The 14,139-nt window shown below is 48.5% G+C and carries 11 protein-coding genes and 1 riboswitch; of the genes, 5 read left to right on the top strand and 6 right to left on the bottom strand.

What is annotated here, in order from left to right:
* Positions 1 to 64: 64 nt before the first annotated feature.
* Positions 65 to 964 (top strand): AEC family transporter, encoded by a 900-nt coding sequence (locus tag D0C16_RS05290; protein WP_151031345.1) that lies wholly within the window; start codon positions 65 to 67, stop codon positions 962 to 964.
* A 92-nt stretch (positions 965 to 1,056) separates the two neighbouring features.
* The gene (locus D0C16_RS05285; RefSeq protein ID WP_151031344.1) at positions 1,057 to 2,427 is read left to right on the top strand and encodes an HD-GYP domain-containing protein; all 1,371 of its coding nucleotides are present in this window, start codon (positions 1,057 to 1,059) and stop codon (positions 2,425 to 2,427) included.
* Between the two features lie 22 nt (positions 2,428 to 2,449).
* On the opposite strand, the gene D0C16_RS05280 is transcribed toward D0C16_RS05285, so the two are convergent.
* The 4 genes from D0C16_RS05280 to xseA form a co-directional block, all read right to left on the bottom strand.
* A complete protein-coding gene (locus D0C16_RS05280) occupies positions 2,450 to 3,256 on the bottom strand; it encodes a thiazole synthase (RefSeq protein WP_151031343.1) in 807 nt (268 codons plus the stop codon).
* A 4-nt stretch (positions 3,257 to 3,260) separates the two neighbouring features.
* Positions 3,261 to 3,464: a sulfur carrier protein ThiS gene (gene thiS / locus D0C16_RS05275; protein WP_151031342.1), complete on the bottom strand. Its 204-nt coding sequence runs from the start codon at positions 3,462 to 3,464 to the stop codon at positions 3,261 to 3,263.
* Between the two features lie 24 nt (positions 3,465 to 3,488).
* Positions 3,489 to 4,655 (bottom strand): FAD-dependent oxidoreductase, encoded by a 1,167-nt coding sequence (locus D0C16_RS05270; protein WP_225318912.1) that lies wholly within the window; start codon positions 4,653 to 4,655, stop codon positions 3,489 to 3,491.
* A 41-nt stretch (positions 4,656 to 4,696) separates the two neighbouring features.
* Positions 4,697 to 4,827: riboswitch (TPP riboswitch) on the bottom strand.
* Between the two features lie 58 nt (positions 4,828 to 4,885).
* On the bottom strand, positions 4,886 to 6,250 hold the full coding sequence (xseA, locus tag D0C16_RS05265; RefSeq protein WP_151034816.1) for an exodeoxyribonuclease VII large subunit: 1,365 nt from the start codon (positions 6,248 to 6,250) through the stop codon (positions 4,886 to 4,888).
* Between the two features lie 205 nt (positions 6,251 to 6,455).
* Between xseA and guaB the strand changes: the two genes are divergently transcribed.
* The 3 genes from guaB to D0C16_RS05250 all read left to right on the top strand — a co-directional run bounded on the left by guaB (position 6,456) and on the right by D0C16_RS05250 (position 11,362).
* A complete protein-coding gene (gene guaB, locus D0C16_RS05260) occupies positions 6,456 to 7,931 on the top strand; it encodes an IMP dehydrogenase (RefSeq protein ID WP_151031340.1) in 1,476 nt (491 codons plus the stop codon).
* 125 nt (positions 7,932 to 8,056) lie between these two features.
* On the top strand, positions 8,057 to 9,634 hold the full coding sequence (gene guaA / locus D0C16_RS05255; RefSeq protein ID WP_151031339.1) for a glutamine-hydrolyzing GMP synthase: 1,578 nt from the start codon (positions 8,057 to 8,059) through the stop codon (positions 9,632 to 9,634).
* 84 nt (positions 9,635 to 9,718) lie between these two features.
* Positions 9,719 to 11,362, top strand: coding sequence for a succinylglutamate desuccinylase/aspartoacylase family protein (locus D0C16_RS05250; protein ID WP_151031338.1), 1,644 nt, complete (start codon positions 9,719 to 9,721; stop codon positions 11,360 to 11,362).
* Positions 11,363 to 11,597: 235 nt separating this feature from the next.
* Here the strand turns inward: D0C16_RS05250 and D0C16_RS05245 are convergent, their stop codons facing one another.
* Together D0C16_RS05245 and D0C16_RS05240 are read right to left on the bottom strand one after the other, a co-directional pair.
* Positions 11,598 to 12,068 carry an EVE domain-containing protein gene (locus D0C16_RS05245; RefSeq protein ID WP_151031337.1) on the bottom strand — a complete coding sequence of 157 codons (471 nt, stop codon included), beginning with the start codon at positions 12,066 to 12,068 and terminating at the stop codon, positions 11,598 to 11,600.
* 39 nt (positions 12,069 to 12,107) lie between these two features.
* Entirely contained in the window at positions 12,108 to 14,102 is a 1,995-nt protein-coding gene (locus tag D0C16_RS05240; protein ID WP_151031336.1) for a VacB/RNase II family 3'-5' exoribonuclease, read from the bottom strand.
* Between the last annotated feature and the right edge of the window lie 37 nt (positions 14,103 to 14,139).

Here is a 14,139-nt window from a genome sequence, read left to right as displayed (position 1 = left end):
ATGCCTGCTCTATAATCAGAGGGCTTATTTGACCCCCGTCTTACTTGATTGTTGATTCCCCTCCATGTCCAATATTGCCGTTGTAATTATTTGTTTGCTGGTAGGTTTGTTATTCCAGCGTAGTAAACATTTGCCGGAAAATGCGGCAGCTTCGCTGAACGGTTATGTTATTTACGTCGCTTTACCCGCGTTGATTTTGGCTGAAATTCCCAAGCTCACCCTAAACCATGAAGCGCTGATTCCGGTGGTGGTTGCGTGGGCGGTAATGTTTTTTAGTGCGGCGATTACTTTTTTTACCGCGCGCTGGTTGCGTTGGTCGCGCGAAATTACCGGTGCTTTAATGTTGTTAGTGCCGCTTGGCAATACAGGTTTTGTGGGTATTCCGTTAATTGAGGCGCATCTTGGGGCTCAAGGGATTCCTTACGCAATTTTGTACGATCAGCTGGGGACATTTATCGCGCTTAATACCTTTGGTATTGCGCTTGCTGCTTACTATGCTCGTGGGGCTACATCGGCCACGAAAATCCTGCGCAATATCCTGGTGTTTCCCTCATTCATTGCTTTGATTCTTGCCTTCCCGCTGCGTTTTTTCAGCTATCCAGATTGGCTGGCCGAGGCGCTTGCGCGAATTTCATCTACACTTGTGCCAGTAGTGATGGTCGCAGTGGGGTTGCAGTGGCGTTTCAGGCTGGAATCGTCCCATCTGCCCCCATTGCTCTTTGGCTGTTTTTATATTTTGGTTGTGTCTCCTGCGTTTGCCTGGCTGGGTTTGTGGTTATTTGATATCCGGGGGCTTGCGGCTCAGGTGGTGGTATTGGAAGCGGCAATGCCGGCTATGATTTCTGCCGGGGTGTTGGCGGTGAGCCATAATTTGGCTCCGCGTTTTGCGGCATCCATGGTTGGTTATAGCTTGTTGGTGGGTTTGGTAAGCGTCTGGTTGTGGCGAATTCTATTGGTGCATTAATCACCGCCCGCTAACGGAACAGTTAACTAACAATAATGTAAATCCAAGGCTTAACGTTTAAGTTATCGCATGGGTTCTGCACGGATGGTTTTATGTCGTACGATCAACCGTCAATGATTAAAAATACTTCGTCCGCGTGGGACCCCTTGCGGTTGGATGCTTATGATTTTTATCTGGCACACTTATGTTCCACCAATCCCGTCATCGCTATAAAAGACATTTACTCAGGTGCAGGTGAGTTGCTTCTCGCCAGTGGCGAGTTGATAACCTACAAAACACTTCTTCCCTTCGAGTCAACATCTCTGGCTCTGCCCTTAACCCACTGTATTCAGATCCAACGGTTGATGAGCAATGCGGATTTTCTGCAGCACATGATAAATACCATTCGCGAGACGGAATTTTTCCAGTCGCTGGAAGAGCGCAAGTATCCGCTGGATTCTTTGCGTCCGGTGAGTGAAATGCTGGAGCAATTTCCACTGGTACAGCAGCGTCTCACGGTCATGGAGGCGCAAATGAATAGTTTGTTTCAGCGCACCCTGAGCGTAGGTTTGTGGTCGATTTTTATCGCACAGGAAATGCGTTTACCGCTTGAAGAAACCCAGTTGGTATTTTGGGCGGCCATTACCCATGACTTCGGTATGATGCATATTCCTCCTTATATTCTTGCCAAAGAAGAGGAGTTAACCGGTGAAGAATGGCAAACATTGCAGGGGCATGTGGCTATTTCCTGCCAGGTATTGCGCGAAATTCCTGATGTTCCGTTGGAGTTAATTACAGCTGTTGGTGAGCATCACGAACGCTGTGATGGTACGGGTTATCCATTGGGAAAAGTGGAAAGTGAAATATCCTTGCATGGGCAAATTCTTGGGTTGTCCGATAGTATTGTGGGGATTTATTACAATCGTTTTAAGCCCTATGGCCGCCGTTGGCGCGAAGTGATTGCGGTATTGGAATTGAATCGTGCCGCCTATTTGTATCGCGGCTGTGAAATTGTCAGCACCATGATTTTTCGCAGCGAAATTCCGCTGGATGATGTGGTGGAGGGGAGTGAAGTTCCGGAATTTGCTGAGCGTATGTTGCAACAGAATGCCCATTTGCAACAATGGTTCGCCGAGTTGAGTTCCGTGTTAACGGGATTGGGCTACACCCATGGTGATCGTAAGTTGCATAGCTTGCAAAACGTAGTGTTGCATATTGCATCTACGTTTAAAGGTAGTTTGTTATTTAAAGAAGATTTGCGAGAATCGTTGCAGTCGATAGCAAAGCAGCAGGGCATCAGCATTAACAAGGTAGTTGAGGACGCGCTGTTGCGTCAGCAGGAAATGAATTTCCATTTACATCGCTTAACCCACATGTTGCAGGTTTATGTGAATTCGGGCGATTGCAAACAATCAAAAATCACCGAGAAGTTGGCTTTCGGGCTAAAAAAAATTGGCGGGTTTATAGCACCGCCAATCTCGTAGGTTTTGATGTTTCCGTCAATGCTTACTGCTGGTGCCAGAAGGGTTGGCCAACGGTGGGCGTGCTTGGGCTAGCGGTTTGGCGTTTTTGCATGAGCCCTGCTTTAAAAGCTTTGCGACCTGCATCGATTGCATCGGCAAAGGCTTCTGCCATCAACGGTGGGTTGTGTGCTTTTGCTACAGCGGTGTTCAGTAAGATCCCATCGAATCCCATCTCCATTGCTTCTGCGGCTTGTGAGGGCGCGCCGAGACCGGCATCAATAATCATGGGTACATCTTTTATGCGTTCGCGCAGACTGCGTAAGTTATAACGATTTAATAGCCCCTGGCCGGTGCCAATGGGGGCGCCCCAAGGCATTAATACTTCGCAGCCCACATCCAACAAACGCTTGCACAAAATTAAATCGTCAGTGCAATAGGGTAAAACTTTAAAACCTTTTTTAATTAAAATTTCTGACGCTTCTACCAGACCAAATGGGTCTGGTTGTAGATTGTAGTCATCGCCAACCACTTCCAGTTTGATCCAGTCAGTATTAAAAATTTCGCGCGACATTTCGGCAAGGGTTACCGCCTCCTTCGCGGATTTACAGCCAGCCGTATTCGGCAATAAACGGCAACCGCTTTCCTGAATATATTGCCAAATTGCATCGCCATCGCGATTTGCCGGGTTTTGGCGGCGCAAACCGAGCGTCACAATTTCACAGCGCGATTGGGTAATGGAGTCGCGCATTAATTGAGGAGATGCATAGAGCGCAGTACCTAATAAGAAGCGACTGGAAAATGTTTCACCGTAAAGCGTGAAATCGCGTGCAGGTGATGTTGCGTTGCTCATTGCATTAACCTCCGCCCACCGGGCGAACTATGTCGATTTGATCATTGTTGCTCAAAGAGCGCTCTGCGTAGGTAGAGCGCGGTACGAATTCCTGGTTGATGGCTACCGCAATTTTACTGTCAGCGTAGCCCCAATCCTGCAGTGCATCGCTCAACAAGGTTGCAACTGCTACGGATTTAATTTCATTGTTAACACTCACTTGAATCATCGTTTATTAACCTGAAACAGAAATCTAAAGTAAAGAAGTTTGAAGTAAGTCGGGAAATAAAATGGTTTGGTCTTGCTTCACCTGGGTAAGTACTTGTTCAACGACAGCCGGCGCCAGTAAATACCCATGGCGGAATAAACCGTTGGCCACGATAAGCCCAGGGTTGCAGAAAATCTTGGGCAGGTTATCCATAAATGCCGGGCGTAAATTGGTATCCATTTCGATAATACGTGCTTCAGCAAACGCGGGCGATAAAGTATAAAGTGCGCTACCTAACTCAAGCGATGACTGTAAGGTGACGGCTGAGCGGTCTTCGCTTTCAATTTGTGTTGCACCAATAATAAAGCGATTGTTCGGCTTGGGTACAACGTAGAGCTGGTAGCGCGGGTGCATTAAGCGCACTGGTCGCTGCAAATGAATCTCGTTGGTTTCTACATGCAGTGTTTCACCGCGCACGCCGCGCAATTCTTTCAGCTGTGTTTTCGCGCCCAGTCCGCGACAATCAATTACCAGATCGAATTTTTCGCTGCCGCTATGAGTGCGAATAGTGTGTGGTTCTGTTTCTACCGATGTGTTTTCGCGAATGCTAATATTCAAGCGAATTAATTCATCGCCGAGTTGCTGTAAAAATTCGCGGTTGTGCAGGTGGCCTTCTTCTTGTAGCAGCAATCCGCGCATAAAGTGCGAGTGCAAATCCGGTTCCAGTGTCTGGATTTCATGGCCGGATAACCATTGGTAGTTGCGGCATTCAGGCACTACAAAATTCAATTCATTTTCAAATTGTTGCAATTCACTTTCATCTTGCGGATGTGCAACCAGCAGGCTGCCTTTGGCAAAAAACAATTCTGTATTGTTGTTGGGTAAATTGCTTTTAGGTGAAATGTTTTGCCGTAAGTTGTTTTTTGGTAGGTCGCGCTGTGGTAAATCCTTCAGCCATTGTGGCCAGCGTTGTAAAGCAAATTGGCCCATACGATAGACATTTGCATCAGATACGACAGCTTCGCTTAACGGCGCAATCATGCCTGCTGCGGTAAACGCCGCGGCGCGTACAGAGTTTGACTCTGGTTGTAATTTTCCGGATTCAAATAAGGTGATCTCGTGACCTAATAAACGCAAACGCCAAGCGAGCAAGCGACCTAACAGGCCGGCACCGGCAATAGCGATGTGTTGTTGGCTGGTTTGAGTTTTCACAGTGCCTCGGGGAAATGAGGCGGAGGGCAGGGGAAATAGCGTGCGCTATATGCCTTGTTCCCTCCGCAGGTTCTAGCCTGTTCAGGTTCTACGGGTTGGGCCGAGCCCATCTCAGCCTCCGTACCAAATGTGCAGTGTATGCAATTCAGCCAAGGCGCCCCGACAAGAAGTCCGGCCAATATACTAATGGCTGCTGTCCTTCGCAATCAAAACCTTTAGGCGGCTTTCGGTTAAGGGGATGTGTTGGTGTCCAGCGTTTCGACAGTACTATGAAATCCACCCTGGGCGACCCTGGTGTGAATGCGCTGGCCGGGCTTCAATTGTTGCTGGTTGCTGATCAGGTGGCCGGATTCAGCATCCGTTACCAGTGCAAACCCGCGCTCCAGTGTGTTGAGCGGGCTCAAGGTATTGAGCATTCGGGCCGCAGTGGCGAGGCGTAATTTCTGGCGATCAAGGTAGATAAATTGCGCTTTGTGCAATTGTGTTTCGGCGCTATTTAGACGCTCACGCAACTGTGCTAATCGCACCTGTGGATGATGGGCTTGCATGCGCAAGCGCAACTGTGAAATTTGGTGCTGGTGGTGACTTAATAGATTTTTGATCTGGTTTTTCAGACGTATTTCGAGGTTATCCAACCGCTGTGATTGCTGCTCCAAACGCTCGCGTGGATGACGCAAACGCTGACGCAGATGTTGTAAATGTTTTTGCAGTTGCGCAAGTTTGCGCAGCATGGCTTCTTCAAGTAACACTTCAAAGCCGATAAATTTATCCAGCCATTCTTCGCTATCTGGGACCAGTATTTCAGCGGCGGCAGAAGGGGTTGGTGCGCGTAGGTCGGCAACAAAATCGGCAATCGTGAAATCCACCTCATGACCCACAGCGCTCACAATTGGCAATTGGCTGTTAAACATTGCACGTGCGACTATTTCCTCGTTAAATGACCAGAGATCCTCCATGGAGCCGCCGCCGCGGGTCAGCAATATCGCATCAAACAATCCGGCGCGGTTGGCCAGATCAATCGCTTTCACAATTTGCGGCGCGGACTCTTTGCCTTGTACCGCGACTGGAATCACGGTAACTGGAATGCCGGCAAAGCGGCGTTCGAGCACGCTGAGTACATCGCGAATAGCAGCACCGGTGGGTGAGGTAATCACAGCGATATGTTTTGGGATTTTTGGTAGAGGCTTTTTGTGGGCTTCGTTGAACAGGCCTTCTGTGGACAGGCGATGCTTTAGTTCGTCAAAGGCACGTTGCAGGGCGCCGCTGCCAGCTTCTTCCATGTGCTCAGCGATGATCTGGTAGTCGCCCCGGCCTTCATACAGGCTAACGCGTGCGCGGATCAGCACATGCTGCCCTTGTTGGGGTTTGAATCTGACGGTCATGTTTCGGTTGCGGAACATGCAGCAGCGCACCTGAGCTTGCTCATCCTTCAGTGTGAAGTACCAGTGCCCGGAGGAGGGGATCGAGACATTGGATAGTTCTCCCTCCACCCATAGCAGAGGTAAATGGGTCTCCAACAACTGGCGTGCCTGGCGGTTAAGCTGGCTGACACTGAGGATTTCCCGCTCCGGAGTTTTACTAAACAAATCATTCATGGCTGGTAGATTCAAAGGCAGTTGGCTGGGCATTCTAGGCCAAGCCTCGGTATGCGGGTAGCCTTAAAGCAGGTAGAAATCGGGCAGCAGCCACAAGATATTGTGGTTTTAGTTGGCTGGTGTTCGTTGTTTTGGTTTACCGGGGGAGATCGAGCCGCTATAATTCCGCGTTTATTTTTCCCGCTTTATTTTGAGGTTGGTAGCTATGTTGCGAATTGCTGAAGAAGCCCTCACGTTTGATGATGTGCTCCTTGTGCCAGGTTTTTCGGATGTCACGCCGAAAGATGTATCCCTGAAAACTCAGTTGACTCGCAAGATCCAGCTAAATATTCCTCTGATTTCTGCAGCGATGGATACTGTTACCGAATCCCGCCTGGCGATTGCGATTGCACAGGACGGCGGCATCGGCATTATTCACAAGAGCATGAGTATCGAGCAACAAGCCGCCGAAGTGCGCGCTGTTAAGAAGTTCGAAGCCGGCGTAGTAAAAGACCCCATTACCATCGAATCCAGTGCAACTATTCGTGAGCTGATTGCGCTTACCCGCAAGAACAGTATTTCCGGCGTACCTGTGATGGACAACGGCAATCTGGTTGGAATTGTGACTGGTCGTGACGTGCGCTTCGAGACCAATCTGGATGCAAGGGTTTCCAGTATTATGACTCCCAAGGCGCAGTTGGTTACGGTTAAAGAAGGCGTATCGGCCGAAGAAGTACGCAACCTGTTACACAAACACCGCATCGAAAAAGTGTTGGTTGTTAACGACAACTTTGAGTTGCGCGGCCTGATCACCGTAAAAGATATCAACAAAGCCGAAAAATACCCCAACGCTTGTAAAGACCCTGAAGGTCGCCTGCGTGTAGGTGCCAGTGTGGGCACCAGTCGCGATACTGATGCCCGCGTAGATGCACTGGTTGAAGCCGGTGTTGATGTGTTGGTGGTGGATACCGCTCACGGTCACAGTAAAAACGTGCTGGATCGCGTGCGTGCGATCAAGGCCAAATACCCTGAGGTACAGGTAATCGGCGGCAATATTGCTACCGGTGCTGCGGCTCTGGCATTGGTAGAGGCCGGTGCAGATGCTGTTAAGGTGGGTATTGGCCCTGGTTCTATTTGTACAACCCGTATCGTAAGTGGTGTGGGTGTTCCACAAATTTCTGCTATTGCCAACGTGGTGGCTGCACTGAAAGGTACTGGCGTCCCCGCGATTGCTGACGGTGGTATCCGTTACTCTGGTGATATTGCCAAAGCGATTGTTGCTGGCGCTCATGCGGTAATGATGGGCTCCATGTTTGCCGGTACTGAAGAAGCGCCTGGCGAAGTGGAGTTGTATCAAGGTCGTACCTACAAGGCTTACCGTGGTATGGGTTCTTTGGGGGCCATGGCGCAAACCCAGGGTTCATCAGATCGTTATTTCCAGGATGCCAGTGCGGGTGCCGAGAAGCTGGTGCCAGAGGGCATTGAAGGTCGCGTTCCTTATAAAGGTGCATTGACTGCCATCATCCATCAAATGATGGGTGGTGTTCGTTCAGCGATGGGATACACCGGTTGTGCGGATTTGGAGGCTATGCGTACCAAGCCTGAGTTTGTGCGCGTGACCACTGCCGGCATGGGCGAGAGCCACGTTCATGATGTGCAGATTACTAAGGAAGCGCCTAATTATCCAATTGGTGGCCGTTAATCAGTGTTCGCAAAAAGTGCGGTCACGATAAGAAAAACTCGGGTTAAGCCCGAGTTTTTCGTTTCAGCAGAATTCATTTTTTAAGTTTTATTTTTTTGATTTTTCCATTTCGAGCAGGGCACAACATGTCTCACGATATTCATGCACAGCGAATTCTTATTCTGGATTTCGGTTCCCAATACACTCAATTGATTGCGCGTCGAGTACGCGAGATTGGCGTTTTCTCCGAGATTCGGGCCTGGGATATGAGCGATGAAGAAATTCGCGCATACAATCCAAAAGGAATTATTTTGGCGGGCAGTCCCGAGTCCACAACCGAAGCGGGCTCACCACGCGCGCCGGAGGCTGTATTCAACCTGGGTGTTCCGGTATTTGGTATTTGTTACGGTATGCAAACCATGGCCATGCAAATGGGTGGCTTGGTAGAAGGATCAAATGTTCGCGAGTTTGGCTACGCACAAATTAAAGCGCACGGCGACTCATCCCTGTTTAAAGACATCAAAGATCACGTAGATGCCGATGGTAGCGCGTTGCTGGATGTGTGGATGAGCCACGGCGACAAAGTGACTAAAATGCCGGAAGGCTTCAGCTTGATGGCCTCAACACCATCTTGCCCGATTGCCGGTATGTACGACGAAGCTAAAAAATTCTACGGCGTGCAATTCCATCCTGAAGTTACCCATACACTGCAAGGCAAGCGCATGTTTGAACACTTTGTGTTGCAAACCTGCGGTTGTGAACCATTGTGGACGCCCGCTAATATTGTTGAAGATGCAATCAAAAAAGTGAAAGAGCAAGTCGGCGGCGATAAGGTGTTGCTTGGTCTTTCCGGTGGCGTTGACTCATCGGTAGTGGCGGCGCTGTTACACAAAGCGATTGGTGATCAACTCACCTGTGTTTTTGTCGATAACGGGTTGTTGCGTAAAAACGAAGGCGACCAGGTAATGGATATGTTCGCCAAAAATATGGGCGTGCGTGTTATCCGCGCCGATGCGGAAGAGCAATTCCTTGGCAAGCTTACTGGCGTAAATGACCCCGAGAAAAAGCGCAAAATTATTGGCGGTACTTTTATTGATGTGTTTGATGCTGAAGCCACAAAGTTGAAAGATGTTAAATGGCTGGCGCAAGGGACTATTTACCCGGATGTAATTGAATCTGCTGCAGCAAAGACCGGTAAGGCACACGTTATTAAATCGCACCACAATGTAGGTGGTTTGCCAGAAGATATGGCCTTCAAACTGGTTGAACCACTGCGTGAATTATTTAAAGACGAAGTGCGTGCAATTGGTTTGGAATTAGGTTTGCCCTACGACATGGTTTACCGTCATCCATTTCCTGGTCCAGGCTTGGGTGTGCGTATCCTCGGCGAAGTTAAAAAGGAGTACGCAGATATTCTGCGTGAAGCTGATGCCATCTTTTTGGAAGAGTTGCACGCATCTGGCTGGTATCACAAAACCTCGCAAGCCTTTGCGGTTTTCCTGCCTGTGAGGTCTGTTGGCGTTGTAGGTGATGGCCGCCGATACGAGTGGGTAATTTCATTGCGTGCAGTAGAAACCGTAGATTTTATGACGGCACGTTGGGCACATTTGCCTTATGAGTTGCTGGAAAAAGTATCTGGTCGCATTATCAATGAAATCTCTGGTGTGTCTCGCGTTTGCTACGATGTATCGAGCAAGCCGCCCGCAACGATTGAGTGGGAATAATTCCCTGATAAATTGCTGTTAAGGATTAATCACATGGATGTGTGCTGTACAGTAATATTCCTATATTAATGAGATACTGAACTTATGCAGCGACAGTTCCACATATCAACCGCCGTGAAATTATTTTTTTGCTCTTTTCTCGCTATTGGTTTTTTTTCTTCCAGTGTTGTTATTGCACAAACCAATTTTTCATCGTCCAGTCAAACTGCACCATCACTGTTAACGGCAAATTTTGCTGCTAGTAGTCAGGCTAGATTAATAACTAAATCCGGTACATCCGTTTCCGGCCAAGAAGCTAATGTCAGTGCAGAACCAAGTGTCTCTGAAGCGATAAGCTCCAGTGTAGTCTCTTCGATCATGACTGATTCTATTGAATCTGTTTCGGTTTGGTCGGCTGTATCTTCATCGAGTGCTGCGTCATCGAGTGCGGAGTCATCGGTTGCTGCGTTATCGGTTGTAAGTACGGTGGTTGATGTTCGCAGCTCTGCATCAAATGGTGATTTAACTGGTGCTGTATCCAGTGGTTCAGAAGCTAGTGCCGGTGCACAAGCATCCAGTCAAGGTGCGCAAATTTCCAGCGAAAGTGCTCAAGCGACCAGTAATGTTGCGCCTGCAGATTCGCTGACATTGTCCAAATTTATTCTGGATACGGAAGTAAAGCCCAATTCATCGGTGCGTCTTACCTGGAATTCAGATGCGGCGGTCGGCGCCTTTAGCGAAGCGACACCCGTGTTAGTGGTGAATGGTGCGAACCCAGGAAAAACACTCTGTTTGACTGCCGCCGTGCACGGTGACGAATTAAATGGAATTGAAATGATTCGCCGGGTGATATTTGAAATCGATCCTGCCAAATTGAACGGTACGATTATTGGTGTGCCGGTGGCAAATATTATGGGGTTTCGTCGGAACTCACGGTACTTGCCAGATCGCCGCGATTGGAACCGTTATTTCCCTGGCAATACACACGGCAGTTCTGCTTCGCGCTTGGCCCATTCATTTTTTTCTAAAATTATTATGCAGTGTGACGCATTGGTAGATTTGCACACAGGTTCATTTCATCGTACCAATTTGCCGCAATTACGTGCCGACCTTGGCGATGAAAATGTAGCGCGCCTCGCACAAAGTTTTGGTGTGATTGCCGTGTTAAATTCGCGCGGCAACCCTAACTCCCTACGTGCTGCTGCTGTGCGCGCTGGAATACCCGCTGTGACACTGGAAGCGGGTGAACCAATGGCCATGCAAAGTGAAGTGGTGGAGGAGGGCGTTACTGCCATTAATACATTGCTCGCAAAGACGGGTATGTACGGCAAACAAAAACGCTGGAATCGAATTGCACCTGTGTATTACCGCTCCACTTGGGTGCGCGCAAACCAAAGCGGAATTTTATTTAGTAAAGCAACGCTGGGTCAGCGTGTTAAAGAGGGTGATTTATTGGGCACGGTCACAGACCCAATCACCAACGCCCGTACTACCATCAAATCCCCTTATCAAGGCCGCGTTATCGGCATGGCGCTGGATCAAGTGGTGCTCCCGGGCTTCGCTGCCTACCACATTGGGATTCAAACTCCGGAAGCTATCTTAATTGAGCAAAGCCAAATGAATGGCGAAACCCTGGAGCCTGAAGAAGATGAAGAAGATGGCGATGACTCAGGTGTTGACCCTGCGGACGAAATGGATGAGCCAGAAACTGGTATGAGTAAGGCGCAGGATCGGATGGCGGATGAGTGATCTACATAGATCTTGGTTTGAAAATAAAAAACCAATAGTGGCTGTTTTTTTATTTGGGATAGAAATTTAGGGTTCACTAAATTAACTTCTGCGATTGGTGATGGATCATGCAGATTTAGTTCGTATACCACGGTTTTGTATTCTGTAGGGGAGCAATTTATTGCGCCCTTTGCATTTTCCGCCATTTGTTTTTCTTTATTTTGCGGCTTTTTATTTGCTGCGTTTTGTTGGGGGATTATTTCTTCGCAGTTAGCAAATTAATAAACTCCCACTCATCCCTCGTCACCGGTTGCGTAGACAATCGGCTCTGTTTCACTAACACCATATTTTCCAATTCGGGTTGCGCTTTGATTTCTGTGAGGGGAATTAAGCGCGGAAACACTTTGGTGAGTTGAATGTCCACCGACACCCAGCGCGGATTTTCTGGCGTTGATTTCGGATCGTAGTAATCGCTTTCTGGATTAAATTGGGTGGGGTCGGGGTAGGCGGTTTTTACGACTTTGGCGGTGCCGACTATGCCGACATTTTTGCAGCTGCTGTGGTAGATAAAAACTTCATCGCCGAGTTTTACCTGATCGCGCAAAAAGTTTCTTGCCTGATAATTGCGAATGCCATCCCAGCGGCCGGTTTTGTTGGGCGCAGCAGCAAGATGATCTATGCCATAAATATGGGGTTCAGCTTTGAACAACCAATATTGTTTTGCCATAGATCATCTCCTTTACTGATAGTGAAAGACGTTAGTGGATTAAAGCCATGCACTTAAACGCTGGGCGGTTTCCTCGCTTACAATTTCCAAACCGATTTTGCGTTTTTCAATATCAACATCCTTTACTAATACATAAACCTTATCATCCAGGGACCAGGTTTTTCCTTCGATGGTAAGGCTTAAACGGCGTGAATCAAATTGCGCTTTTACTTCGCTCTCTTTAGGTGCGAGTAATGCGTAACCATCCAGACCCCAATCATCCAGTTTGATACCCAAGCCAAACGAGTTAACCAATGCAACGCTGCCCTGATGCAAACTGCCAAGGTGTTGTGCGGCGTATTGGCAACCCAGCCAGCTTTCTGTAAAGCGGCATGCCTGACGGCCGGTGTTTAATTGGTTTTGCAAGGCATCCGAAAATTGCTTTTTATCGTCGATGTCAATCGGCGGCTCGCCGCGCAAGATACGTTTAATAGCGAGATGATTAAATAAATCGTTGTAGCGACGAATTGGCGAGGTCACCATCGCATAGGCTTTAAATCCCAAACCGAAATGCGGGATAGGGTCGAAGGTTAATGAGCCTGCTTGTAGCATACGTTGCAATAACGAATGCAATGGGCCACTGTTTGAATTGTTGGTTGGATTAGTGCGCAGTTCGCGGAAGAGGGCAGTGAAATTTTCAAGTTGCGTTATATCGCCGGGGGCTAAATCCGGGCGATCTTCTTGTATCAGGGCTTGCGCATCGGCCACTCGCTCGGCACGAAACCCGATATGGCTGGAGAAAATACCGTAGCCAGGATGTTGTAAAAATAATTCCCCCGCACAAATATTGGTAACCAGCATTGCCTCTTCGATCATGCGGTGGGCGATATTGCGCTCGCGCTTTTCAATGTGGTCAATTTTTTTCTGGTCGTTTAATACAAATGCGTAATCAGCGCGCTCTTCCATAACTAACGCATTGGCTTGGCGATAAGCGGCGCGCACTTGTGCGAAGGTTTGCAGTTCTACCAGCATATCGTGTACATGGCTTGGCGCGGCGAGGGTGGAGATCTCACTGATTAGCGCATCGTAAACGCCTTGATAACTGAGTTTGCATTGCGAGCGAATGAGCGCTTCAGCAAATTCATAATGAGTAATGGTGCCATCGCGCGCGATTTGCATGCGGCAAATCACCGCGGGGCGTTTTTGTTCGGGTACCAACGAATAAGTATCGTGCGATAAATCGACCGGCAACATGGTGACGGTTTGGCCGAGGATGTAATGTGTGCTGGCGCGTTCGCGCGCAGCAAGTTCGAGTGGGCTGCCGAAATCAATATGTTTACTGGGGTCGGCAATGGCGGTAATTAATTCCCAGCCTTGCTCGTTAGTGGCGATGTAAATCGCGTCATCCATATCGCGGGTGTTTTCGGAGTCGATAGTTACGAACGGCAGGTGAGTTAAATCCTGTTCGCCGTTATCAAAGGTAAGTGGCGACCAATTAATGCTGCTCGCCTGGTTTTGCGCTGGTGCTTGCCATTCAAATGGCATTTGAAATTTAGCAATGCTATAGCGGCTTTCTACCCCGGTGTCATCCGGCTTGCCCAGTTTGTTGATGATATGAACCTGGGTTTTGCCTTCACTGGTAAATGGGTGACGAGCAATTTCACAGTGGATTAAATCGCCCACTTCAAAACCTTTGCGTTCCTGCTGGGGAATAAATAACCAGCGATTAAAATTGGCGACATCCGGCTCGACGAAATCGGTGGTGCCTTTATTCACGTAGCGCCCAACAAATTCTTTCAGGCCAGGTTTAATCAATGTGATTAATTTGGCTTCATATTGACCTTTGCTGTTGGTATTGATTTCCGCTTCTACCCGGTCATCTGGCAGCACACGCATCATCTGGTCAGGGTCGATAAATGCCTCGCGACCATCGTCCAAAATCAGGAAGCCAAAACGCTTGGTGGTGGTACGTACTGTGCCTTGGGCTATGTCTTTGGCAGCAGCAATGGAAGTTTTGAGTTGGGATAGTTGTTGCAGAGCATCTTTATTGAGCATGGAGTACGACTTTTAAAAGGAGAATGGGGCGAATTAT

It is taken from the genome of Cellvibrio sp. KY-GH-1, assembly GCF_008806975.1.
In the GTDB taxonomy this organism is placed as follows: Bacteria; Pseudomonadota; Gammaproteobacteria; order Pseudomonadales; family Cellvibrionaceae; genus Cellvibrio.
The sequence above is the reverse complement of the archived record's forward strand: the minus strand, read 5'-3'. Positions and strand labels throughout refer to the sequence as shown.